Source organism: Crossiella cryophila (assembly GCF_014204915.1).
Taxonomy (GTDB): Bacteria; Actinomycetota; Actinomycetes; order Mycobacteriales; family Pseudonocardiaceae; genus Crossiella; species Crossiella cryophila.
Map to the genome: position 1 here is coordinate 119498 of NZ_JACHMH010000001.1, position 23575 is coordinate 143072.

Consider the following 23575-nt stretch of genomic DNA (forward strand, 5'->3'; position numbering starts at 1 on the left):
AAGGCGACATGTCGGAACACACCTCCACCATCCGCTGGGACGTCGACGAGGACGGCATCGTCCTGCTCACCCTGGACGACCCCGAGCAGAGCGCGAACACGATGAACGAGCGGTACCACCGCTCGATGGCCGAGACCGTCGACCGGCTGGAGGCCGAGCGCGAGCAGATCACCGGTGTGGTGATCACCTCGGCCAAGAAGACCTTCTTCGCCGGCGGCGACCTCAACGACCTGCGCCAGGTGACCCCGGCCGACGCGCAGCGGTTCTTCACCGGGCTGACCGAGATCAAGGCGCAGCTGCGGCGGCTGGAGAAGCTGGGCCGCCCGGTGGTGGCCGCGCTCAACGGCACCGCGCTGGGCGGCGGCCTGGAGATCGCGCTGGCCTGTCACCACCGCATCGCCATCGACGACGGCCGCAGCAAGTTCGGCCTGCCCGAGGTCACCCTGGGCCTGCTGCCCGGCGCCGGCGGCGTCACCCGCACCGTGCGCATGCTCGGCGTGGCCGACGCGCTGCTGAAACTGCTGTTGCAGGGCCAGCAGCTGCGCCCGGCGCAGGCCAAGGAAACCGGCATCGTGGACGAGCTGGTGAGCGACCGGGAAGAGCTGATCGCCCGCGCCAAGGAGTGGGTCAAGGCCAACCCGGACGCGGTGCAGCCCTGGGACGTCAAGGGACACAAGATCCCCGGCGGCACCCCGTCGAACCCGAGGTTCGCGGCCAACCTGCCCGCGTTCCCGGCCAACCTGCGCAAGCAGCTCAAGGGCGCGCACTACCCGGCGCCGCACAACATCCTGTGCGCCGCGGTCGAGGGCAGCCAGGTCGACATCGACAACGCGCTGGTGATCGAGAGCCGGTACCTGACCGAGCTGGCCGCCGGGCAGATCTCGAAGAACATGATCAAGGCGTTCTTCTTCGACCTGCAGCACATCAACAACGGCGGCTCCCGCCCGGCCGGTGTGGCCAAGTACGAACCGCGGAAGGTCGCGGTGCTCGGCGCGGGCATGATGGGCGCCGGCATCGCCTATGTCTGCGCCCGCAACGGGATCGAGGTCCTGCTCAAGGACGTCTCGCTGGCCGCGGCGGAGAAGGGCAAGGCCTACTCCGAGGGCATCCTGGACAAGGCGGTCTCCCGGGGCAAGCTCACCGCGGAGAAGCGGGATGAGGTGCTGGCCCGGATCACGCCCACCGACAACGCCGCCGACCTGGCGGGCGCGGACCTGGTGATCGAGGCGGTCTTCGAGGACGTCTCGTTGAAGCACAAGGTCTTCGCCGAGGTGGAGCCGGTGGTCGAGCCGGACGCGCTGCTGGCCTCCAACACCTCCACGCTGCCGATCACCGGCCTGGCCGAGGGTGTGTCCCGGCGACCGGACTTCGTCGGCCTGCACTTCTTCTCCCCGGTGGACAAGATGCCCCTGGTGGAGATCATCCGCGGCGAGCACACCAGCGATGAGGCGCTGGCCAAGGCCTTCGACGTGGTGCTCAAGATCAAGAAGACCCCCATCGTGGTGAACGACAGCCGCGGCTTCTTCACCAGCCGGGTGATCGGCACCTTCCTCAACGAGGGCGTGGCCATGCTGGCCGAGGGCGTGCCCGCACCCAGCATCGAACAGGCATCAGCCCAAGCCGGCTACCCCGCCCCCGTGCTCCAACTGATGGACGAGCTGACCCTCACCCTGCCTCGCAAGATCCGCAACGAGACCAAGGCCGCCTTCGAGGCCGCGGGCCAGCCCTGGGCGTCCCACCCCGCCGAGCAGATCATCGACCGCCTGGTCGAGGAGTTCGACCGCAAGGGCAAGTCCAGCGGCGCCGGCTTCTACGACTACGCCGACGGCAAGCGCACCGGCCTGTGGCCGGGCCTGGCCGAGCACTTCCCAGCCACCCCGAACGAGCTGCCCTTCACCGACCTCAAGGAGCGAATGCTCTTCATCGAGGCGATCGAAACGGTCCGCTGCTTCGAGGAAGGCGTACTCACCTCCGTACCGGACGCCAACATCGGCTCCATCTTCGGCATCGGCTTCCCAGCCTGGACCGGCGGCGTCATCCAGTACATCTTCGGCTACGAAGGCGGCCCAGAAGGCTTCGCAACCCGAGCCACCCAACTAGCCGAAAAATACGGCACCCGCTTCACCCCACCCGCCGTCCTCACCGACCCCTCAGCCCGAGAAAAACTCCTGGGCGCCTAGCACCCACAACAACGACAAACACTCCGGCAAGAGGCTTGAAACCCTCTCGCCGGAGTGTTTGCCGTTGTGGGACGGCACGTTGGCAGTTGTGGGACGGGGCGAGGTGGGGTTTGGGGCGAGGTTGTCCGGGGTTCAAAGCCGGGAGCGGGGGCGGGGGCCCGAAGCGAGGCGAGGCGAAACGGGGCTGGGGCGGAGCGGAGCGGAGCGGGGCGGAGCGGGGCGGAGCGGGGCGGAGCGGGGGGCGATCTTCAGGGGTTCGCGACCCATGACGGGGCAGGGGGTGAAAACCCCACGACGAGGGTTCTCGTGTGTTCTCCGTACGGCCTGGAGCTTGCTGACCGCGCCTCGCCGAGTGGCCCCTGCAACCCGCCGCCGCCCTAGCCTCCCAACGCGACGGGGGCCACTCGGTGAGGTGTGGTTGGCTTGCGGAAGGCCGTGCGGAGAACACGCGAGCCCTCGGAGCCACGCTGGAACCGGCCCCGGCAACACAAACCCAGCCCCGCAACCTGCTCATCCCGGTTCTTGATCTGCCCTCCCCCCTCCGGTGGTCTGCCCGGCCGGCGAGGCCATCTTTTGTCTTTTGATCTCTGGTCTCACAATCAAGATCAAGGGCGTCCTCGCCGGACGGGCAGAAATCAAAGGATGGGGGGGAAAGTCAAAGACAAGAGCAAAGACGCAGTGCTCGTACGGTTCCCCCATCCCCGTCAGCCTTCCGATACCAAACCACATCCCGAACAAGCAGACCGTGCGGTTGGGAGGCTAGGGCGGCGGCAGGTTGCGGTCTGCTTGCCCGGGATGTGGTGTGTCCTCTCCAGGCTGACGGGGATGGGGGAACCGCTCGGGGATGTTTGAAAAGCCACCCCAGCCGCCTGTCCGGGCTTCGCCCGGCCGCAATCGCCCAAGGCGTACAAGAACGGCCAACACGCGCGGAGGGTTGAAACCCTCGCTGGCGTGTTGGCCGTTGTCGTACGGCGTGTTGGCCGTTATGGGGGTTGGGGATCAGGCTGAGTAGGTCAGGTTTTTGCCGGATTGGGGGTCGAAGAGCTGGATTTTGTCTGGGTCGAACCAGACATCCAGTTGGTGGCCCTCGGTGGCGGCGGAAGCCGCTGACAGGCGGGTGATGATGGCGCTGCCTTCGGTTGCGCTGGAGGCGAGGTCGGTCAGGCCTGCGTCGGCTGCCAGTTCTTCCAGTTCCGCGGAGCTGGCTCGTTCGCCGGAGACGGTGAAGTAGGCGTACTTGTCCGAGCCCATCGACTCCAGCACGTCCACGTGTGCGGTGAACACCGCGCCGCGGGCCTTGCTGGTGGGGTCGACGACGGCGGCGTCCTCGAAGTGTTCGGGGCGTACGCCCATGATCACCTCTCGGCCCGCTCCGGCCTGTTCGACCAGTGCTCGTACCCGGTCGGACAGCGGGATGTCGCCCAGGCCGCTGCGGACCTTGCCCTCTTCCAGCATCGCTGGGACGAAGTTCATCGCCGGGGAGCCGATGAAGCCTGCCACGAACAGGTTCGCCGGGTTCTCGTAGAGGAACTGCGGAGCGCCGATCTGTTGCACCAGGCCGCCTCGCATGACCACTACCCGGTCGCCGAGGGTCATCGCCTCGGTCTGGTCGTGGGTCACGTAGACCATGGTGGTGCCCAGCTTCTTCTGCAGCCGGGAGACCTCGGTGCGCATCTGCACGCGCAGTTTGGCGTCCAGGTTGGACAGTGGTTCGTCCATCAGGAACGCCTTGGGGCTACGGACGATCGCCCGGCCCATCGCCACCCGCTGCCGCTGGCCACCGGACAGGTTCGCCGGTTTGCGGTCCAGGTGCTGACCCAGGTCAAGGACCTCGGCGGCCTCGTTGACCTTGCGGGTCACCGTGGCGTTGTCCACCTTGGCCAGCCGCAGTGGGAAGGCCATGTTCTCCCGCACGGTCATGTGCGGGTAGAGCGCGTAGGACTGGAACACCATCGCGATGTCCCGGTCCTTTGGCGCCCGCTCGTTCACGCGCTCACCACCGATGCGCAGTTCACCGGAGGTGATGTCCTCCAGCCCCGCGATCATGTTCAGCGTCGTGGACTTCCCGCAACCAGAGGGACCCACCAGGATGATGAACTCGCCGTCGGCGATCTCGACGTTCACCTCCGAGACGGCGAGTGCGCCGTCCGGGTACTTCTTGGTCACCTTGTCCAACACGATGTCGGCCACGACTCACCTCACCCCTTCACGGCACCGGACGTCAGTCCGGCGACGATGCGGCGCTGGAAGAACAACACGAACAGAATGATCGGCACGGTGATCACGACCGCGGCCGCCGACGTGGACCCGGTCGGGTCCTCGAACTGCGAATCGCCGGTGAAGAACGCCAGTGCGGCTGGCACGGTTCGCGAGGTCTCGGTGGAGGTCAGCGAGATCGCGAACAGGAAGTCGTTCCAGCAGAAGATGAACACCAGGATCGCGGTGGTGAACACGCCGGGCGCCGCCAGCGGCGCCACCACCTTGAAGAAGGCCTGGCTCGGGGTGGCCCCGTCCATCTTGGCCGCCTTCTCCAGCTCCCAGGGGATCTCCCGGAAGAACGCCGAGAGCGTGTAGATCGCCAGCGGCAGGGAGAAGGTGATGTACGGCAGGATCAGGCCGGGCCAGGTGTCGAACAACCCGAGCGAGCGCTCGATGTCGAACAACGGCGAGACCAGGGACACCTGCGGGAACATCGCGATCAGCAGCGAGACGCCCACCAGCAACCGCTTGCCGGGGAAGTCCAGGCGGGCGATCGCGTAGGCGGCCATGGTGCCCAGCACCACGGCGATGGCGGTCGCGATGATCGCGATGCCGATCGAGTTGAACAGCGGCCGGAGGAACCCGGTGCTGCCGAAGATCGCGCTGTAGTTGGCCAGCGTCCACTCGGTCGGCCACAGGCCACCCTCGACCACTGCCTTCTTGGTCTTGAACGACAGCGACACGATCCACAGCACCGGGAACATCGCGTACACCACGACAATGGTGTTGATCAGGCCCCAGCCCCATTTACGGCCGGTCGTCACGGCTCCACCGATAGCCATCAACGCCTCCCCTGCGGGTCGCTGCCGGGTGCCGCGGTGCCGAACACCTTGATGAAGACGAAGGCGATGATCGCCACCGCGATGAAGATCAGCACCGACATGGTGGACCCGATGCCGAGGTTCAACCCCTTGATCAGGTTGTTGTAGGTCAGCATCGACACCGAGGACGTCTGTTGCGCGCCCGCGGTGAGCACGAAGATGTTGTCGAAGATGCGGAACGCGTCCAGGGTGCGGAACAGCAGCGCGACCAGGATGGCCGGCTTCATCATCGGCACGATGATCCTGGTGAACCGCTGCCAGCCGGACGCGCCGTCCAGCGCGGCGGCCTTGAGCAGGTCATCCGGCACCAGCGCCAGGCCAGCCATCAGCAGCAGGGCCATGAACGGCGTGGTCTTCCAGATCTCGGCCAGCGAGATGATCAGCAGTGACGGCACCCGCTCGGTCAGCGGCGCGCCGCCACCGGCGAACCACTCGGCCAGGTAGCCGGCGCCGGGGGTCCAGGCGTACTTCCAGGAGAACGCCGCGACCACGGTCACGATGCCGTACGGGATCAGCGCGGCGGTGCGCACCAGCCCCCTGCCGACGATCGTGCGGTGCATGACCAGCGCGAGCGCCATGCCCAGCACCAGTTCCACCACCACGGTGGCCATGGTGACGATGGAGGTCACCCCGAAGGCGGTCCACCAGTAACTGTTGCCGAGCACCGCGATGTAGTTGTCCAGCCCGATGAATTCCTGCTTGTCCGGGAACTTCAGGTCGAACCGCTGCAGGGACAGCCAGACCGAGTAGATGATCGGCCAGCCGGTGACCGCGACCATCACCAGCGCGGCGGGGGCACACAGCAGCAGACCCAGCCGCCGCTCAGCCCGTTTTCCTTCGCTCAGAACAGCTTTCCCCATTACGGCAGCACCCCCTTCGAGTCGATGGCGTCCTGGATCTCGGTCCGCAGCCGGGCCGCGGTCTTCTCCGGATCGATCGCCGAGGGCGGGGACAGCACGGTGGAGAGCACCGAGGAGACGTTCTGCCAGGACGCCGTCAGCGGCCGGTTCGCCGCGTCCCGCAGTTCCTCGCGGATGGTCTCCTTCATCGGGTACGCCTCCATCATCTCGGGCTTGTCATAGACCGAGTCGATGGTCGGCGGCACCCCGTCGTTCATCGCGGAGAACAGCTGGTTCTCCGGGCTGCGCAGGCACAACGTGGCCGCGAAGGCGAGTTCGGGCTTGCGCGAGTTCTTGCTCACGCCCCAGTTCGCGCCGCCAAGGGTGACCTTGCTCGGCACGCCGGGCACCGCGCCCGGGTAGCGCGCCCACTTGAAGTTCTTGGCCAGCGTCGGGTTGCCCTTCTGCATGGCCGGGTAGACGAACGGCCAGTTCAGCTCGAAGGCGGCGTTGCCGGCCTCGAACTCACGCTGGATGTCGCCCTCCTCCGAACTGGTCAGCGAGGCGCTGGCGATGCCGGCGGTGGCGAACTCCTTGAGCGTGCGCAGGGCCTTGACCGCACCCTCGTCCACCACGGCCTTGCTGCCGTCATCGGAGACGATCTTGCCGCCGTAGGAGGCGACCAGGGTGTTGTACTGCACCACCAGGCCCTCGTACTGCTTGCCGGTGATCAGCGCGGTGTACGGCTTGCCGGCGGCCTTGAGCTGCTTGGCCTGGGCGATCATCTCGTCCCAGGTCGCCGGCGGGGTGGTCACCACGTCGTCGCGGTACCAGAGCAGCTGGACGTTGGTGTTCTTGGTGGCCGCGTAGGTCTTGCCCTTGTACTGGGTGGACTGCAGCGGGCCCGCGAGCACGCCTGCCTCGGCCGCCGCCTTGTCCTGGCCGGTCCACTCACGCAGCCAGCCCGCCTCGGCGAACTCGGCCAGCCAGGGGTTGTCCAGGTAGAGGATGTCCATCTCGGTGTCGTCGGCGGCCAGCCTGCGCACCATCTGCTCACGCTGACCGTCCGCGCCGCGGGGCAGCTTGTTGTAGACGATCCGGTACTTGCCGCCCGCCTGCTGGTTGCAGGTGTCGACCACCTTCTGAAAGTTCTGCTCCGGTGCGCCGTAGAGGTTGATGACGTTGCCACCGGACTCGCCGGTGCCGCATGCCGCGAGCACGGGTGCGGCGACCACGGCGGCGGTGAGCAACCCAACTACCCGAGTACTTCTGGACCTAGCGCCTCGCCAGGGGCCATCCATGCGCCCTGCCTCCCTTCCTGCTGAAACCCGGAAGGCAAGCCTGGACCGCGTGCAGACGGCCCGGACCGACGAAGCGAGAAGTCGGGCACCTCGTCGTGCCCTCCGGAGTTGGGACCCGAACCTAGAGCTGCTGATCAGTGGCCGCAACCGGCAAGCAGCAACGATTCAGATACACGGAAGTGGGAAAATTTTCCTACCCGTTCGGCCTAGGAAGTGCCCAGTCATCCCGGCTGCTGACCCGGCCCGCGCAGGGCGAGCTGAGCCAGCATGTCCCGGCCCTGCTCGGCGTTGCGCGGCGAGCAGAGCACGTCGTAGCGACCGGCCACCAGCTGGCTGGCCGAGACGAAGTCCCGCTTGCCGCGCTGGGTGGCGTACCCGGCCGCGGCGAAGATCATGAAGAACACCACGCCGGTGACCAGTGAGATCAGGATCGGCCCGAGCGCGATCCCGTCCTGGTTGAACAGGCTGAGCAGCACACCGACGAACAGGCCGAACCAGGCGCCGGAGGCCGCGCCGGTGCCCAGCACCTTGCCCCAGGTCAGCCGCCCGGTGACGCGCTCGACCAGCATCAGGTCGACGCCGACGATGGTCACGTCCTGCACCGGGAAGGAGCTGTCCGCGAGGTGGTCGACCGCGCGCTGCGCCTCCTCGTACTTGACGTAGGAGCCGATCGGCCACCCGGTGGGCGGGGTGGGCAGGCCACCGGGCCGGGCACCGGAGAACGAACTGGTCACGACAAGCACCTCCGCAGGACTGATACCGCAATCCTGCCAAGGTTGCCCGGTTTACGCCGCCGCGACGCGCACGGAACTACCCACGGAGTCCATAGTCACGCAGCAAGCCCCGACTGATGATCGTCTTCTGGATCTCGCTGGTGCCCTCGCCGATGAGCAGGAACGGCGCCTCGCGCATCAGCCGCTCGATCTCGTACTCCTTGGAGTAGCCGTAGCCGCCGTGGATGCGGAAGGACTCCTGGGTGACCTCCACGCAGTACTCGCTGGCGATCAGCTTGGCCATGCCCGCCTCGACGTCGTTGCGCGCGCCGGAGTCCTTGAGCCGGGCCGCGTTGACCATCATCAGGTGCGCGGCCTCGACCTTGGTGGCCATCTCGGCCAGCTTGAACGCGATGGCCTGGTGCTGGGCGATCGGCTTGCCGAAGGTGCTGCGCTGCTGGGCGTAGTTCACCGCCAGCTCGAAGGCGCGGATGGCGATGCCGCAGGCGCGCGCGGCCACGTTGACCCGGCCGACCTCGACCCCGTCCATCATGTGCGCGAAGCCCTTGCCGGACTCACCGCCGAGGATCTTGTCCGCGCCGATCCGGAAGTCGTCGAAGACCATCTCGGTGGTGTCGACGCCCTTGTAGCCCATCTTGTCGATCTTGCCGGGCACCTTCAGGCCGGGCAGCACCTCGCCGTAGCCGGTGGGCTTCTCCACCAGGAAGGTGGTCAGGTTCTGGTGCGGTTTGGGCGCGCCCTCGTCGGTGCGCACCAGCACGGCGGTCAGGTTGGAGGTGCCGCCGTTGGTCAGCCACATCTTCTGGCCGTTGATCACGAAGTCCTCGCCGTCCCGCTCCGCGCGGGTGCGGATGGCGGCCACGTCGGAGCCCAGTTCCGGCTCGGACATGGAGAAGGAGCCACGCAGGTCGCCGGTGGCCATCCGGGGCAGCAGGTCCTGCTTCTGCGCCTCGGTGGCGTGCTGCTTGACCATGTGCGCCACGATGAAGTGGGTGTTGATCACGCCGGAGACGCTCATCCAGCCGCGCGCGATCTCCTCGACCACCAGCGCGTAGGTGAGCAGGGACTCGCCGAGTCCGCCGTAGGCCTCGGGGATGGTGAGCCCGAACAGGCCCATCTCCTTCATGCCCTCGACGATGTCGGCCGGGTAGCTGTCGCCGTGCTCCAGGGCCTGCGCGTGCGGGATGATCTCCTTGTCCACGAACGCGCGGACGGTGCTGAGGATGTCCTGCTGGATCTCGGTGAGACCGGCGGTCTGGGCAAGCCTGGCCACGACTTTCCCCTTTCTACAGCACTGTAGGCACGGTTTGTTACCGGCGAGTATGGCTGCTGCGGGGTGGTCGCGCGCTGTGAAGGTGCTCACCACAGCGGGTCAGCTGGCGACAAGCTCCAGGCTCGCGCCGCAGTGCCGGCAGGTCTCGGCGAAAACGTGGACCTGGGCGTCGCAATCGCCACAGGGCCGCAGACTGCGTTCCAAAAGATCATCGTCGGTGCGTTTCCGGAAAAAGAACATGCCAGCAGAGTCGCTGGTCAGCACCCCCGGAAGGCAAATCAGGTTGCGTTTTCGTGCGCCATCTCACCAAATCCGGCCACAATTAGTATTCGATCAATTCTGCCGAGTAGTTCGATCATGAATTACCTGGAGAACTCGTGCGGACGGCGTTCCGGCAGCGGGTCGGTGAGGCTGGCCAGCGCGGTGACCGCGTAGCCGGCCAGCACCGCGCAGGTGGTGAGCCACCACCCGATCGGCAGCGCGGAGTCGGCGAAGAGCAGCGCGCCACCGGCGAAGACGGCCGCGCCGAGCAGGGTGGCCAGCACCCGGCGGTCCATCCGCATCCAGCGGGTGGCCAGCCAGGTGGTCAGCGCCGCGCCGACGGTGATCGCGGCCGGACCGAAGGACAGTCCGGCCGAGGCCGCGTACAGCCCGCCGACGCCGACCAGCACCGCGAGTCCGGCCAGCTCGGCCGGTCGCCGCACCCCGCCGGAGGACCTGCGGCGCACCGCGCGCACCGCGGCCCTGGCCGCCAGGAAGATCACCAGCCCGGTGACACCGACCAGTGCCCAGCGGCCGAAGTCCCAGCTGGTCGGGCCGAGCCGGGTCCACCAGGGGATGTCGATCCAGTCGTCCGGGCGGTGCGCGGTGAGCAGTCCGGCCAGTGCGACCGAGACGGCCAGCAGCGCGCGCTCGGGTGCGGCGAAGAAGAACAGGAAGGCCAGCAGCAGCGGTTTGAACACGGTCATCGCCACCCGGGCGGCGATCATCGGCACCGTGTAGGACTCGGGTTTCACCGTGCGGTGGGCCAATAATCCGAGCCGGATCGCGGTGCGCGCGACCCGTACGTCGCCGAGGTCCCTGATCTCCTGGTGGCCGACCTCGTAGTCGGCGGCCTTCTGCTCCAGCGCGCCCGGCGGCAGCGGCGGCACGGGTTCGGAGACGATCGGGTGCGCACCCAGCTCGATATCGTCCACAAAGGACAGTTCGGCGGCCAGCACCGCCCACTGCACGCGTTCGGTGAGCGCGGCCCTGGTCTGGCGCAACGCGGGCGGCACCGGGTTGGGCGCGAGCACCTCGGCCAGTTCCAGTCGCACATCGGCCTTGCGGGCCTCGAAGCGCTGCCCGAGGAAACGCCGCCATTCCTTGTCCGGCACCGGATTCGTGCTGCCGAGTTCGGCCGCGCCGGGCGGGGTGGTGGCGATCCGCTCGATGTCGGCGAACAGCTCGTCCAGGTCCCGGCCGCGGGCGAACTCACGCAGCCGGGCCGGATCGGTGAGCAGCGAGACCAGGCTGGCGGCGGCGTCCAGCCTGCCCCACATCCAGTCGTTGGCCCGCCACTTCGCCGAGCAGAACGCGGCGAAGGCGCCGAGGTCGGTGCCGCACAGCTTGTCGTCGGGGGTGAGGGTTTCCTTGCCCGCCAACAGTTTCCGGAAGTCGATCGGGGTGGGCGCGTCACTGGCGATGCGCATGAACCTGATCCGCCCGCCCGCGCTCTGCGCCGCGTGCAACGGCGCGGTCAGCGCGACCACCTGGGCCAGCACGATGGGCAGGTCCGGCGCGGTCTCCAGCAGCTGGTGCACCACCGCGTCCAGCTCGCTCTCGGTGCTGCGCGGGCGGCGCGGCGCGGCCTCGGCCAGCCGGGTGGCCGCGGTGTACACGGCGGGCCAGGCCAGGGCGAGCGCGTCCACCGACCGTGGTTCCAGGTCCTCCGCGCGCTGTTCGACGCCGTCGGCCTCCAGCTCCTCAGCGAGTTCGAGCAGCCGTTCCTGGAACCGCTTGTTCGCCTCGACCTGCTCCTGCTCGTCGCCGGGATCGGGGGTGAGCGCGGCCTCCAGCACCCAGCCGAGCGGATCGCGCACGCCCGGCCCGAGTTCGCGCTGGGCCTGGCGGTACTCGGTGAAGGCGGTCTGCGCCCAGGCCCGCAGATCGGTCGGCTCGCCGCCTTCCGCCGCGGCCAGCGCCAGCCAGCGCCCGTCGGCGTGATCGGCCAGCACATCGGCGATCTGGCGCAGCCGGTAGAGCACCGCCTTGACCTCGCCGATCGCGGGCAGATAGTGCTCCTCGGCCCAGCGTTCCAGCTCACGGGCCCAGCGGATGCACAGGTCGACGGCCGCACCCAGCGCGGTGACGTCGGTGAAGACGGTCTCCGGATCCTCGGCCGCGGCACTGCCGAGCACCTCGGTCAGCCGCGGCGCGAGGGAGCGCCGGGCCTGCGCGGACCAGGCGGCCACCGGATCGTCCTGCAGCGGGGCCCGGCGCAGCAGGCCGGGCGGACGCTTGGCCGGGTCCAGCAGCACCCCGGTGATCCGCTCGGCGTCCAGGCAGGCCCGCAGGTGCGCGTGCACCGGCCCGACCCGGCCGATGAGTTCGGTGAGCCCGGCGGCGCGTTCGGTGGCTGGCAACGCGGACAACGGCGCGAACAGGGCCTGGCGGCGCAGTTCGATCCGCCGCACCTCCCGGTTGTGCGCGTCCAGCTCCTCGATGTCGGTGAGCAGCGATTCCTGGTTGTAGCGCGCGGCCAGCGCGGCCAGTCCGACCGGCAGCCCGCGCCGCCGCTCGCTGACCGGTTTGGCGGTGGTGCCCACGATCGGTTCCGGGTTGAGGTAGACCAGCCAGCGATCGGTCGGCCCGTCCGCGGGCGAGGCCGCGATGGCCTTGATCGCCGCGGCCACCGGGATGTTGTCCAGCACCCCACCGTCGATCACCTGGAACGCCTTGCCCTGGGCCGGGGCCGATTCGGAGAAGCAGCCCATCAGGTCGACCTCGCCGGAGGGCGTGTCCGGCTGGGCACGCACGCTCGCGGGTTCGAAGGCCAGCGGGAAGGAGGAGGTGGTGCGCGCGGCCTGGGCGAGCTGGGCCGCGGTCCGCCGCGCCTCGCTGCCCGCGGCGAAGTCGGACAACGGATCCCCGGCGCAGCCGCGGTGCCGGAACCGGAACGCGGCCGAGCGCCGCCGCTCCCGGATGGTGGCCAGCCGGTCGTCCCAGCGGGTCACCGTCACCGGGTCCAGCAAGGTCGCGGTGAGCAGCAGGTCGACCCGGTCGGCGAGCGGTCCGCGCGCGGGTTCGGCGACCAGCTTCTGCAGCCGCTGCCGAAGTTCCTTGCCGAAGTACCCGTCCCCCTCCAGCAACGACTGCGGTTTGGGCTGGAACAGCCGAGGCGTGGCCCGGCACATCGCGTCCAGATCCCCGAGCTGCACCCACAGATCCCGAATGGCGTCGAACCGGAACCCGTACACCAGGCTCGCCGCCATGATCGCGCTGTTCAACCCGCCGGCCGAGGCCCCGGTGAGCACATCGATCCGCACCGACTCGTACCCGGCCAGCCCCGCGAGCCCCGCCCACGGATTCCCCGGCTCATCCGCGGCCAGCGCGCACCGCAACCGCGCGATCTCCGAAGCCGCCCCGCCAATCCACACGGCAAGCGACACCCCACCCCGCATGGACAGGGCGAGCCGCAGCTCCTGGCGGTTGTGGCCAGGCTCGGCGGGGACGGTCTCGGCTGCGGGGTCGAGTGGGCCCATGCGGACCAGTGTGTGATCGACGGGACACGTTCGGGTTGCCGCGCGGGAAGTACACACGGTTGGCCGAGCGGGGCCGCGCAGTCGGGTGCCCGATCGGGCAGCGGGTCAGCTCTCGGGCGGCGTCCAGCGATCAGTGCGCGCCATCCCCGCCGCCCGGCCCTTCGCGCTGATCACCAGCGCCATCTTCCGCGAAGCCTCATCGATCATCTCATCACCCAGCATCGCCGCCCCGCGCTTGCCACCCGCCTCCGAGGTGAACCAGTCATAGGCGTCCAGGATGTTCTCCGCGTGGTCGTAGTCGCCCTGGTTGGGGCTGTACGACTCGTTGGCCGCGTCGAGCTGGCCAGGGTGCAGGACCCACTTGCCGTCGAAGCCGAGTGCGGCGGAGCGGCCCGCTACCCGGCGGAAGCCGTCGACGTCCTTGATCTGCAGGTAGGGGCCGTCGATGGCCTGGACGTCGGTGGCGCGGGCGGCCATCAGGATGCGCATGAGGATGTAGTGGTAGGCGTCGCCGACGTCGTAGCCGGGGGGCTGCTCGCCGACCACCAGGGACTTCATGTTGATGGAGGCCATGAAGTCGGCCGGGCCGAAGATGATGGTCTCGATGCGCGGGCTCGCGGTGGCGATGGCGTCGACCTCGACCAGGCCCTTGGCGTTCTCGATCTGGGCCTCGATGCCGATCTTGCCGACCTCGTAGCCCATGGTCTTCTCGATCTGGGTCAGGGTCAGGTCCAGCCAGGCGATCTGATCCGCGGTCTGGACCTTGGGCAGCATGATGCAGTCCAGGTTCGCGCCCGCGCCCTCGACCACCTCGACCACATCGCGGTAGGTCCATTCGGTGGTCAGGTCGTTGACCCGGACCACCCTGGTCTTGCCCTCCCAGCCGCCCTCGTTCAGCGCGGCCACGATGGTCTTGCGCGCCGCCGGCTTCGCCAGCGGGGCGCAGGCGTCCTCCAGGTCCAGGAACACCTGGTCGGCTGGCAGGGTGCGGGCCTTGTCGATCATCTTCTGGCTCGAGCCGGGAACGGCGAGACAGGAACGACGGGAACGCCTGCGGTCGACCACTGCGGACCTCCTTGTACCGACCAGTAACAACGCGGCTTGGGCGAATGCTGGCACGCCGATCAAGACTCGGCCACTCCGCTGAGGTCTCTCTCACAACGCGTGCGATGCTGAACCGGTGGAGACCACCCGACTGCTGGACGCGGCCCTCCGCAAAGCGGCCGCGGTGTGGGTCGCGCCCCACGGTCGGCGCGCGACCCTGGTGTGGGCATTGTGGCGGGACGGCGCGGTGTGGGTCGCGGTCGGGGGTGGCGAGCAGGAAGTGCCCGGCCTGGCCGATGGGATCGGCTGCACCGTCACCGTGCGCTCGCCCAGCACGCACTCGCACCTGACCGAGGTGTCCGCGATCGCGCACCTGGTCGAACCGGATCCGGATCTCCGTGCGGCGCTGGCCGCGGCCCGGCTGAACGCGGAACCGCGCTACACCCAGGTCTTCCGGGTCGAACCGACGTGATCGCGGTACCCGACCGCTTCGCCGCCGAGACCATCGCCAGGCAGGGCGAGGACGCGCGGCCCTGGCTGGACCGGCTGCCCGAGGTGTTGCGCGGGCTGTGCGGGTACTGGGGTGTCGAGCCGGACGGGCAGGCCACGCACGGCGGGCTGGCGCTGGTGGTGCCGGTGCGCAGCGGCGAGGAGCGCTACGCGATCAAGGTGACCTGGCTGGACGAGGACACCCGGCACGAGGCCACCGCGTTGCAGCGCTGGGCGGGCAACGGCGCGGTCCGGCTGCTCGGCGAGGACCCGGTGCACGGCGCGATGCTGCTGGAACGGCTGGACGAGACCCGGTCGCTGGCCGGGGAAGGCCACGATGACGCCTGCGAGATCGTCGGCAACCTGGCCAGGCGGCTGTGGGTGCCACCGCCGCCGAGCGTGCCGCGGCTGATCGACGAGGCGCTGCTGTGGGCGGCCGACGCGCACCACGAGTGGGACCGGGTCGGGCAGCCGGTGCCGCACCGGCTGGTCGGGCGGGCGGTGCGCGCGCACATCGAGCTGACCTCCGGCGGCTACCGGCCATCCCTGCTGCACCGCGACCTGGACTTCACCAACGTGCTGGCAGGCCGCCGCGAACCCTGGCTGGCCATCGACCCCAAACCGATCTCCGGCGACCCGCACTACGAGCTGCTGCCGTTGCTGCGCGGCCGGTTCGCCGAACTCGGCAACGCGGCTGGCCTGCGACGGCGGATCGCGTTGCTGGCCGATGCCAGCGGACTGGACCTGGCCCGCTCCCGGGAGTGGGCGCTGGCCAGGGCGGTGGACGAGTGGATCAGCGCGGTCGGCCGAGGGCCGGCCGGTCAGGAGCGGGCCGCGGTGGTGCGCACGGTCGCGGAGTGGCTGGCCGAGAGCTAGCCGGGGATCCGGATCCGGCCCTCGCCGACCTCGGCCACCCCGCCCCACACGGTGACCTCGGTGGCCCGGCCCGCGGCCGCGGTGACCGTGCAGTGCAGTTCGGACGGGCGGCCCAGCCACTCGCCCTGGCGCACCAGGTACCCGGCGGGGCCGTCGGCGGGCAGCAGGCCGCGGGCCACCAGCCACACGCCGAGGCCGAGCGCGGCCGATCCGGTCGCCGGATCCTCGCCGCCGGTGCCGCGGAACATCCGCACGGTCGCGGTCCGGGTGGCCGCGTCCCAGGCCACCGGCACGATCCCGCGTCCGACCACGGCGGCGAGCACCTGGTCCGGACGGGCGGCGGCAGCTGGCAGTCCGGCCGGGTCGGCCAGGAAGTAGTTGAAGTCCAGGCCGCAGCCCGCGATCCCGGCGACCACCGCCGGCTCGGCCGGGCGCAGGCCGAGGGCGGCGGCCAGCACGGCCGCGTCCAGGTCCGCGCCGAGTCGCGGGGCACCGCCGGTGAGCCGGGCGCCGCGCTCGTCCACCGTCACCGGCAGCAGTCCGGCGCCGCACTCCTGCGTCACCGTGCCGTGGCCGAGCACGCCGTCCCTGGCCAGCACCCAGGCCGTGCCCACGCTGGGATGTCCGGCGAAGGGCAGTTCCACCAGCGGGCTGAACGCACGCAGCCGGTAGTCCGCGCCGGGCTGGGTGGGCGGCAAGGGGAAGGCCGTCTCGGACAGGTTCAGCTCACGTGCGATGGCCTGCATGGCCGCCGTGCTCAGTTCCTCGGCCCCGTGCACCACGGCCAGCGCGTTCCCGGCGAACGGGGTGCTGGTGAACACGTCCACGAGATCCATGCGGAGGGTCTTACCCGGTAGTGCCACGGCCCTGACGTTAGCCTGCGGTCATGGCCGGTCCGAACAGGGTTTTCGCCGCACAGCTAGCCGGTTTGACGGTCTTCGGGCCGGACGGGGAGTCCATCGGCAAGGTCAGGGACGTGGTGGTGGGCCTACGGGTCGACCGCTCGCCGCCCCGGGTGCTCGGGCTGGTGGTGGAGTTGATCACCCGGCGGCGGATCTTCGTGCCGATGCTGCGGGTCACCTCGATCGAGGCGAGCGCGGTCGCGCTGGCCACCGGCTCGGTGAACCTGCGGCACTTCCACCAGCGGCCGAACGAGGCGCTGATCATCGGCGAACTGCTGGACGCGCACGTCACGCTGCCCGACGGCGGGTCGGCCGTGGTGGTCGACGCCGGGCTGGAGCCCACCCGCACCAGGGACTGGCTGGTGCTCAAGCTGGCCGTGCGCCAGCGCACCGGCAGGCTCGGGCGGCGCGGACCGGTGCAGGTGCTGGCCTGGGAGAAGGTCAGCGGACTGGCCCGCGCGCAGATCGCCGAGCAGCCACAGGGCACCCAGCAGCTGCTGGCCGTCTTCGACGGGATGCGCGCGGTGGACGTGGCCTCGGCCCTGCACGAGCTGTCCACCAAACGCCGGTTCGAGGTGGCCGACGCGATGGACGACGAGCGGCTGGCCGATGTGATCGAGGAGCTGCCGGAGGAGGACCAGAAGTCGCTGCTGCGGCACCTGGGCGAGGACCGGGCCGCGGACGTGCTGGAGGCGATGAACCCCGACGACGCGGCCGACCTGCTGGCCGAGCTGGACGAGACCGACAAGGACCGGCTGCTGGAGCTGATGGAGCCGGAGGAGTCCGCGCCGGTGCGCAGGCTGCTGGCGTACTCCTTCGACACCGCGGGCGGTCTGATGACGCCTGAGCCGATCGTGCTCACCCCGGACGCCACCATCGCCGAGGCGCTGGCCAGGGTGCGCAACAGCGATCTGACCCCGGCGCTGGCCAGCATGGTCTTCGTCTGCCGCCCGCCGAGTGCCACCCCCACCGGCCGCTACCTGGGCTGCGTGCACTTCCAGCGACTGCTCCGCGAACCACCGTCGGACCTGGTGGCCGGCATGGTGGACAAGGACCTGTCCCGGCTGTCCCCGACCGCGACCCTCTCCGACGTCACCCGCTACTTCGCCGCCTACAACCTGGTGTGCGCGCCGGTGGTGGACGAGGGCGAGCACCTGCTCGGCGCGGTCACCGTGGACGACGTGCTCGACCACCTGCTGCCGGAGGACTGGCGGGAGAGCGGGCTGCCCGACACCGAGGTCACCGAGGATCCGAGCACGGAGGACCGTTCCCATGCCTGAGCTGCTGCCCCGCCGCAGGCTCGACCAGCCCCGCAGGCCACGCAGGCTGACCTTCGACGTGGACCCGGAGGCCTTCGGCCGCTTCTCCGAGCGGATCGCCCGGTTCCTCGGCACCGGCACGTTCCTGTTCTGGCAGACCATGCTGGTGATCGTCTGGATCGCGATCAACCTGCTCGCGGTGTCCCTGCAGTGGGACCCCTACCCGTTCATCCTGCTCAACCTGGCCTTCTCCACCCAGGCCGCCTACGCCGCGCCGCTGATCCTGCTCGCGCAGAACCGCCAGGACGACCGGGACCGGATCTCGCTGGAGGAGGACCGGGCCCGCGCCGAACGCACCAAGGCCGACACCGAGTACCTGGCCAGGGAACTGGCCGCGCTGCGGATCGCGGTCGGCGAGGTGGCCACCAGGGACTACCTGCGCGGCGAACTGGACCGGCTGCGCTCGGACCTGGCCGCGCTCAGCGGCAACGGCGAGCGCAAGCCCAAGCGCGACAAGCAGCGGGACAAGACCGCCGACCGGGTCCGCGAGGACCCCCGGTGGGCCGAGGACCGGGTCTAGGGCGAGGCGGCGGGTCTCGCGCTAGGCCTGGGCGCGGCGGTTCGAGGCCACCGGTAGCTCGCCGTCAGCGAGCTGGGCACAGGTTCTGCCGAGTGAGTCCAGCTCGGCGTTGCCCAGCAGCGACACGAAGTGCTTGCTGATGCCGCTCAGGTGGGTGTCCGCGGCCGACCGGAGCCGGTCCAGGCCGCGGTCGGTGAGCACGGCGACCACCCCCCGGCCATCGCCGTCGGCCCGCTCACGGCAGACCAGCCCCGCTCGCTCCAGGCGGTCGACCAGACGGGTCACCCCGGAGCGGGAGAGCAGCACGGCTTCGGCCAGCTCGGTCATCCGAAGCTGACGCTCCGGAGCCTCGGCGAGCTGGACGAGGACGTCGTAGGCGGCAAGGGACAGGCGCTGTTCGGTGATTAGCTCGGCTTCCAGCCAACGGGTGATGCGGGCGTGGGCGCGCAGGAACGCACGCCAGGTCGCCAGCTCGCTGCTGGTGGGTAATCGAGCCGTACCGGGGTCCGACACGATCCACCATGTTACGGAGAGCTGCAAACCGGTCGCGGAGTGCCCCGTGAATTCGGTCCGAAAAAGTGGTCGAAGCTGCCGGTGGGCGGGTTTGAACTGCCGCTGGACGTAGCATGGACGCGTGACCTCTTCACGTGTCAGCCCTTCCGTCGACGCCATCCGCGAGGCCCTGTCCCACGTCCAGGACCCGGAGATCCGGAAACCGATCACCGAGCTGGGCATGGTCAAGGACGTCGAGGCGGCCGAGGACGGGTCGGTTGACGTCTCGGTCTACCTCACCGTCGCCGGCTGCCCGATGCGCGACAAGATCACCAAGGATGTCACCGAGGCGGTGTCCGCGGTCGCGGGCGTCACCGGCGTGCGGGTGCACCTGGACGTCATGAGCGACGCCCAGCGCACCGAACTGCGCAAGAGCCTGCGCGGCGGCCAGGAGGAACCGCGCATCCCCTTCGCCGAACCGGGGTCGCTGACCAGGGTCTACTGCGTCGCCTCCGGCAAGGGCGGGGTGGGCAAGTCCAGCGTGACGGTCAACCTGGCCACCGCGATGGCCGCCAAGGGCCTGTCCGTCGGCATCGTGGACGCCGACATCTACGGCCACTCCATCCCGCGCATGCTCGGCGCCACCGGCAAGCCGACGCAGGTGGAAAAGATGATCATGCCGCCGTCCGCGCACGGCGTGAAGGTGATCTCCATCGGCATGTTCACCCCCGGCAACACCCCCGTGGTGTGGCGCGGCCCGATGCTGCACCGCGCACTGCAGCAGTTCCTGGCCGACGTGTTCTGGGGCGACCTGGACGTGCTGCTGCTCGACCTGCCGCCGGGCACCGGCGACGTGGCCATCTCCATCGCCCAGCTGGTGCCGAACGCGGAGATCCTGGTCGTCACCACCCCGCAGCAGGCCGCCGCCGAGGTGGCCGAGCGGGCTGGCGCGATCTCGCTGCAGACCCGGCAGCGGGTGGCGGGCGTGATCGAGAACATGTCCTGGCTGGAACTGCCCAACGGCGAGCGGATGGACATCTTCGGCACCGGCGGCGGCCAGATCGTGGCCGACTCGCTGAGCACGGTGATCGGTTCCCCGGTCCCGCTGCTGGGTCAGGTGCCGCTGGACCCGCGCCTGCGCGAGCAGGGCGACGCCGGCGAGCCGATCGTGCTGGCCGCGCCGGAGACCGCTGCCGCGAAGGTGCTCAACGGCATCGCGGACAAGCTGAGCGTGCGCTCCCGCGGCCTGTCCGGCCGCCTGCTGAGCGTGAGCCCGGCAGGCCGCTGAGGCTGAACCCGGGCGCGATCTCTCTCAGGTCGCGTCCGGGTCGAACGGCGGGCGCTCGTTGTAACCCAGGGGCCGCTGCACCGGCGGCTGCACCACGGGGGCCTGGCCGGACGTGCTGGGCGCGTGGCCGTTTGGCTTGTGGTGGTAGTCGTCTTCCAGGTCGTTGAGCAGGTGCTTGGTGACCGCGCGCCGCGGGTCGAAATCGCGGATCTTGCGCAGGTCCTCCAGCGGCTTGCGGAACTCCTCGAACTCCGGGCCGATCTCGGACTTGAGCTGCTCGCGCGCGCCGGTGGCGTACTCGCGCACCTTGCGCAGCGTCTTGCCCAGCCAGGCCGCGGCCTCCGGGAGGCGTTCCGGGCCCAGGATGAACAGGCCGGCCACGATGAGCACGAGGATCTCGGCCCACCCGATGCTCTCGAACACCCCAAGCCTCCCTAGCCCTTGCCTGACAAGCTCAGACTAGTCGGACTTCAGCGTGACGTTGAGGGTCAGTTGGCGGCCCTGCCGGGCCAGCAGCACCGGCACCGTCTCGCCGATCTTGTGCTGTTGCACCGCCACCAGCAGCTCGTCGGCGTTCTTGATGTTGCGCTCGCCCAGCTTGAGGATCACATCGCCCTCCTGGATGCCCGCGGCCGCGGCCGAGCCGTTCTGCACCACGTTCTGCACCTGGGCCCCGCTGACGGTGGCGTTCATCACCGACTTGAGGTTCAGGCCGATGTCGGGGTGCTTGACCGTGCCGCCGCGGATGAGCGCCTCGGCGATGACCTTGGCGTCGTCGATCGGGATGGCGAAGCCCAGGCCGACCGAGCCGCCGCTGCGGGAGACGATCGCGGTGTTGATGCCGATCAGGGCGCCGGTGGAGTCGACCAGCGCGCCGCCGGAGTTGCCCTGGTTGATCGCGGCGTCGGTCTGCACCGCGTTGAAGACCACGTCCTCGATCCGGAACGGCCGGTTGACCGCGGAGACGATGCCCTCGCTGACCGAGCCTGCCAGGCCGAGCGGGTTGCCGATGGCGATCACCTTGTCGCCGACCTGCAGGTCGCCGGACTTGCCGATCTGGGCCACGGTCAGGTTGGAGACCTCGACCTTGAGCACGGCCAGGTCGTTCTTGGGGTCGCGGCCCACGATCCGGGCCGGGGCCCGCTGGCTGTCGTGGAAGACGACCTCGACCTTGGCGTTCTGCGCGTTGGCCGCCATCTCGACCACGTGGTTGTTGGTGATCACGTAGCCCTTGCCGTCGATCACCACGCCGGAGCCGAGGCCGCCGCTGTCGCCGAGGCGGACCTCGATGGAGACCACCGAGGGCAGCACCTTCTTGGCCAGGCTGGCCAGCGAGCCTGGCTCGCGTTCCTTGCCAGGGGAGACCTCGGCCAGGGTGGCGTCCGGGTCGTTGAGCGGGTTGGCGCCCTCCGCGGTGAGCCTGCCGACGACGCCGCCGACCAGGCTGATCACCAGCACGAAGCCGACCAGGCCGAGCAGTGCGGCCGGGGTCAGGCGCTTGCCGAAGGCGAGTTCACGCAGGCTGAGCCGGGCACCGGGTCCGGTGAGCGCGGGGCGGGGCGTGGACGGCGCGGCGCTGGCGGCACCCGCTGGCGGGCCGAGCACGGCGCCGGCGGCCGGATCGCGCCAGGCCGGGCCCTCGGGCTGGCCGTTGGCCGACCACAGCACCGGTTCCGGCTCGGGCCGCGGGTCGACCGGCTGCTCGCCGGGCGGGCGCTGGAGCAGTTCCGGGGAGTTCGCCGGACGGCCGAAGGCCTTGCTCAGCGCCTCGGGCGGCGGCGCGGACAGCCGGATGCCGTTGCCGGGCGTCTCCGGACGATGCGGGTCGAAGGCGCTGTCCACCCCGGTGGGGCGGCTGAACACCGCGGACTGCGCCGGATCGACGGCGGGACGGTGCAGCGGGCGCGGCTCGAGCCGCGGCCGCTCTCCCGCGCCGGGCTGACCTGTGCTGGGCTGCTGCTCGCTCATCGTCCTCGAGCCTGCCAAAGAGTTGGTGAAGTCCTCGTACGCGGAGGAAGTGTGCGGTCTACCGGCCGGTCAGCTGCGCGGGGATGCCCGACGGGACCTTGCCGATGAGGCCGCCCTGGGAGGGCTGCTGGTTGACGTCGGCGACCGGCGCGGAGGCGGCCGGGACGGCCAGGGCGAGCGCGCCGAGCATGAAGCCGGAGACGACCATGCCCGCGCCGTTGCGCACCCGGCGGTTGCCGAGACCGAAGCGGCGCTGGCTCCCGAAGGACGGGCCCGCGCCGAAGGGAGTGCTCCCACCCAGCACGGGGCCGGAGCCGAAGCCGCTGACCGGGCGGGCCGCGGCGGCCGCACGGGCGGCGTTGGGCCGCTGCACGGTGACGAGCTGCCCGTCCGCGGTGACCGCCAGCTCGTCCGGCATCGCCGGCAGCTCGACCTCCTGCGGGATCGCGCACAGGGAGGCCATCAGGCGGTTGGAGATGCCAGGGGTGCCCGCGGCGCGGACCGCGGCCTGGGCCGAACGCTGGGCGGAGACCTCGGCCGCGCACCGTGGGCACCTGGCCACGTGCGCGGACGCTCGGTCGTGGGCCACCGGTGACAGCTCCCCGTCGACGAACGCGACGATCGCGTCCGGGGTGAGGTGCTGTTCCGACCTGACCCAACCGCGCAGGTCCGTCATCCGTTCTCCTCCAACGAAGCGAGTTCGCGGTGCCGTTCCAGCGCCGCCTTCATTGCCTGCCGGCCCCGGTGGATCCGGCTGCGCACGGTGCCGAGCTTCACGCCCAGCGTCGCGCCGATCTCCTCGTAGGACAACCCCTCCACGTCGCAAAGAACAACAGCGGCGCGAAACTCCGGCGGGACCTCGTCCAGCGCGGCCTGCAGCTCCGGGCTGAGGTGGGTCTCCTCGTAGACCTCCTCCGGCGTGGGGCCGTCGTCGGCGATGCGGTCCTGGTCGTCCGGCAGGCCCTCCATCTTGACCCGCTGCTTGCGCCGGACCATGTCCAGGAACAGGTTGGTGGTGATCCGGTGCAGCCAGCCCTCGAAGGTGCCCGGCTTGTACGCGGTCAGGTGCCGGAAGACGCGGATGAACGTCTCCTGGGTGAGGTCTTCGGCGTCGTGCTGGTTACCGGTCAGGCGGTAGGCCAGCCGGTACACCCGGTCGGCGTGCTCACGCACCACCTCGTCCCACGTGGGGACCTTCCACTCGGCCACCTCAGCCGGGACGGCGGTCGCCGTGCCGGTGGCCAGGCCTCTCTCCTGGGTACGCATCGTGCGGGTTGGCACCTCCTGCGGGCGGTTGCTCCGCCCTGTCGAGTCAACGCTTCGGGGTTTGTCTTTAGTTCCCAGGACGCGCCACGGGTACTTCTGGTTCACCCTCTGCTTCTTGTTCGACCTACTGTGTCCGAGGCCGGTGAGGGCGGGGTTAGAGCGAGCTGAGAACAGCCTGAGAATCCTCCGGAACCGCCGTCCGGGTGTACTTACCCGCCGGGCACTGCCCTGATGGGCGTTCGATACGGCGCGTACACCCGC

The 23575-nt window shown here is 69.9% G+C and carries 21 protein-coding genes; 6 read left to right on the plus strand and 15 right to left on the minus strand.

Features of this window, described 5'->3' with window-relative positions; all coding sequences use genetic code 11:
* Positions 1-8: 8 nt before the first annotated feature.
* Positions 9-2180, plus strand: coding sequence for a 3-hydroxyacyl-CoA dehydrogenase NAD-binding domain-containing protein (locus HNR67_RS00500; RefSeq protein WP_185000033.1), 2172 nt, complete (start codon positions 9-11; stop codon positions 2178-2180).
* Positions 2181-3179: 999 nt separating this feature from the next.
* Here the strand turns inward: HNR67_RS00500 and HNR67_RS00505 are convergent.
* From HNR67_RS00505 to HNR67_RS00545, 9 genes are all read right to left on the minus strand, one after another.
* Positions 3180-4370, minus strand: a complete 1191-nt coding sequence (locus HNR67_RS00505; protein WP_185000034.1) for an ABC transporter ATP-binding protein — start codon at positions 4368-4370, stop codon at positions 3180-3182.
* An 8-nt stretch (positions 4371-4378) separates the two neighbouring features.
* Positions 4379-5221, minus strand: a complete 843-nt coding sequence (locus HNR67_RS00510; RefSeq protein WP_185000035.1) for a carbohydrate ABC transporter permease — start codon at positions 5219-5221, stop codon at positions 4379-4381.
* On the minus strand, positions 5221-6120 hold the full coding sequence (locus tag HNR67_RS00515) for a carbohydrate ABC transporter permease (RefSeq protein ID WP_185000036.1): 900 nt from the start codon (positions 6118-6120) through the stop codon (positions 5221-5223). Before HNR67_RS00515 ends, HNR67_RS00510 begins: the two co-directional genes overlap by 1 nt.
* Positions 6120-7400: an ABC transporter substrate-binding protein gene (locus HNR67_RS00520; protein ID WP_185000037.1), complete on the minus strand. Its 1281-nt coding sequence runs from the start codon at positions 7398-7400 to the stop codon at positions 6120-6122. Before HNR67_RS00520 ends, HNR67_RS00515 begins: the two co-directional genes overlap by 1 nt.
* A 221-nt stretch (positions 7401-7621) precedes the next feature.
* Positions 7622-8143 (minus strand): general stress protein, encoded by a 522-nt coding sequence (locus HNR67_RS00525; protein ID WP_185000038.1) that lies wholly within the window; start codon positions 8141-8143, stop codon positions 7622-7624.
* A gap of 67 nt (positions 8144-8210) precedes the next feature.
* On the minus strand, positions 8211-9407 hold the full coding sequence (locus HNR67_RS00530) for an acyl-CoA dehydrogenase family protein (protein ID WP_185000039.1): 1197 nt from the start codon (positions 9405-9407) through the stop codon (positions 8211-8213).
* A 99-nt stretch (positions 9408-9506) separates the two neighbouring features.
* A complete protein-coding gene (locus HNR67_RS00535; RefSeq protein ID WP_185000040.1) occupies positions 9507-9671 on the minus strand; it encodes a hypothetical protein in 165 nt (54 codons plus the stop codon).
* A 98-nt stretch (positions 9672-9769) separates the two neighbouring features.
* On the minus strand, positions 9770-13150 hold the full coding sequence (locus HNR67_RS00540; protein WP_185000041.1) for a patatin-like protein: 3381 nt from the start codon (positions 13148-13150) through the stop codon (positions 9770-9772).
* 105 nt (positions 13151-13255) lie between these two features.
* Positions 13256-14215: an HpcH/HpaI aldolase/citrate lyase family protein gene (locus HNR67_RS00545; protein WP_185000042.1), complete on the minus strand. Its 960-nt coding sequence runs from the start codon at positions 14213-14215 to the stop codon at positions 13256-13258.
* 115 nt (positions 14216-14330) lie between these two features.
* On the opposite strand from HNR67_RS00545, the gene HNR67_RS00550 reads away from it, so the two are divergent.
* On the plus strand, positions 14331-14666 hold the full coding sequence (locus tag HNR67_RS00550; RefSeq protein WP_312986172.1) for a hypothetical protein: 336 nt from the start codon (positions 14331-14333) through the stop codon (positions 14664-14666).
* Positions 14663-15559 carry an aminoglycoside phosphotransferase family protein gene (locus tag HNR67_RS00555; protein ID WP_185000043.1) on the plus strand — a complete coding sequence of 299 codons (897 nt, stop codon included), beginning with the start codon at positions 14663-14665 and terminating at the stop codon, positions 15557-15559. Before HNR67_RS00550 ends, HNR67_RS00555 begins: the two co-directional genes overlap by 4 nt.
* Here the strand turns inward: HNR67_RS00555 and HNR67_RS00560 are convergent.
* Positions 15556-16395 carry a PhzF family phenazine biosynthesis protein gene (locus HNR67_RS00560; protein WP_185000044.1) on the minus strand — a complete coding sequence of 280 codons (840 nt, stop codon included), beginning with the start codon at positions 16393-16395 and terminating at the stop codon, positions 15556-15558. The genes HNR67_RS00555 and HNR67_RS00560 overlap by 4 nt on opposite strands.
* Positions 16396-16445: 50 nt before the next feature.
* On the opposite strand from HNR67_RS00560, the gene HNR67_RS00565 reads away from it, so the two are divergent.
* Entirely contained in the window at positions 16446-17741 is a 1296-nt protein-coding gene (locus HNR67_RS00565; RefSeq protein WP_185000045.1) for a magnesium transporter MgtE N-terminal domain-containing protein, read from the plus strand.
* Positions 17734-18300 carry a DUF1003 domain-containing protein gene (locus HNR67_RS00570; protein WP_185000046.1) on the plus strand — a complete coding sequence of 189 codons (567 nt, stop codon included), beginning with the start codon at positions 17734-17736 and terminating at the stop codon, positions 18298-18300. Before HNR67_RS00565 ends, HNR67_RS00570 begins: the two co-directional genes overlap by 8 nt.
* A 21-nt stretch (positions 18301-18321) precedes the next feature.
* Here the strand turns inward: HNR67_RS00570 and HNR67_RS00575 are convergent, their stop codons facing one another.
* Positions 18322-18813: a MarR family winged helix-turn-helix transcriptional regulator gene (locus tag HNR67_RS00575; protein ID WP_247755861.1), complete on the minus strand. Its 492-nt coding sequence runs from the start codon at positions 18811-18813 to the stop codon at positions 18322-18324.
* A gap of 121 nt (positions 18814-18934) precedes the next feature.
* Between HNR67_RS00575 and HNR67_RS00580 the strand changes: the two genes are divergently transcribed.
* Complete coding sequence (locus HNR67_RS00580) at positions 18935-20080, plus strand: Mrp/NBP35 family ATP-binding protein (protein ID WP_185000048.1); 1146 nt, start codon at positions 18935-18937, stop codon at positions 20078-20080.
* Positions 20081-20104: 24 nt separating this feature from the next.
* Here HNR67_RS00580 and HNR67_RS00585 read toward each other — a convergent pair whose 3' ends face one another.
* Genes HNR67_RS00585 through sigE form a run of 4 tightly spaced genes read right to left on the minus strand, consistent with a single transcriptional unit; the run spans position 20105 to position 23314 of the window.
* Positions 20105-20503, minus strand: a complete 399-nt coding sequence (locus HNR67_RS00585; RefSeq protein ID WP_185000049.1) for a sec-independent translocase — start codon at positions 20501-20503, stop codon at positions 20105-20107.
* 36 nt (positions 20504-20539) lie between these two features.
* Complete coding sequence (locus HNR67_RS00590; protein WP_185000050.1) at positions 20540-22048, minus strand: S1C family serine protease; 1509 nt, start codon at positions 22046-22048, stop codon at positions 20540-20542.
* Positions 22049-22106: 58 nt separating this feature from the next.
* Positions 22107-22724, minus strand: a complete 618-nt coding sequence (locus HNR67_RS00595; RefSeq protein WP_185000051.1) for an anti-sigma factor family protein — start codon at positions 22722-22724, stop codon at positions 22107-22109.
* Positions 22721-23314 (minus strand): RNA polymerase sigma factor SigE, encoded by a 594-nt coding sequence (sigE, locus tag HNR67_RS00600; RefSeq protein WP_185000052.1) that lies wholly within the window; start codon positions 23312-23314, stop codon positions 22721-22723. Before sigE ends, HNR67_RS00595 begins: the two co-directional genes overlap by 4 nt.
* Positions 23315-23575 lie beyond the last annotated feature (261 nt).

Excerpts from the sequence above, each read along its gene's own strand:
- HNR67_RS00500 (WP_185000033.1), top strand. The coding sequence starts at position 9 with ATGTCGGAACACACCTCCACCATCCGCTGGGACGTCGACGAGGACGGC.
- HNR67_RS00510 (WP_185000035.1), bottom strand. The coding sequence starts at position 5,221 with ATGGCTATCGGTGGAGCCGTGACGACCGGCCGTAAATGGGGCTGGGGC.
- HNR67_RS00515 (WP_185000036.1), bottom strand. The coding sequence starts at position 6,120 with ATGGGGAAAGCTGTTCTGAGCGAAGGAAAACGGGCTGAGCGGCGGCTG.
- HNR67_RS00520 (WP_185000037.1), bottom strand. The coding sequence starts at position 7,400 with ATGGATGGCCCCTGGCGAGGCGCTAGGTCCAGAAGTACTCGGGTAGTT.
- HNR67_RS00540 (WP_185000041.1), bottom strand. The coding sequence starts at position 13,150 with ATGGGCCCACTCGACCCCGCAGCCGAGACCGTCCCCGCCGAGCCTGGC.
- HNR67_RS00560 (WP_185000044.1), bottom strand. The coding sequence starts at position 16,395 with ATGGATCTCGTGGACGTGTTCACCAGCACCCCGTTCGCCGGGAACGCG.
- HNR67_RS00565 (WP_185000045.1), top strand. The coding sequence starts at position 16,446 with ATGGCCGGTCCGAACAGGGTTTTCGCCGCACAGCTAGCCGGTTTGACG.
- HNR67_RS00570 (WP_185000046.1), top strand. The coding sequence starts at position 17,734 with ATGCCTGAGCTGCTGCCCCGCCGCAGGCTCGACCAGCCCCGCAGGCCA.
- HNR67_RS00590 (WP_185000050.1), bottom strand. The coding sequence starts at position 22,048 with ATGAGCGAGCAGCAGCCCAGCACAGGTCAGCCCGGCGCGGGAGAGCGG.
- HNR67_RS00595 (WP_185000051.1), bottom strand. The coding sequence starts at position 22,724 with ATGACGGACCTGCGCGGTTGGGTCAGGTCGGAACAGCACCTCACCCCG.
- sigE (WP_185000052.1), bottom strand. The coding sequence starts at position 23,314 with ATGCGTACCCAGGAGAGAGGCCTGGCCACCGGCACGGCGACCGCCGTC.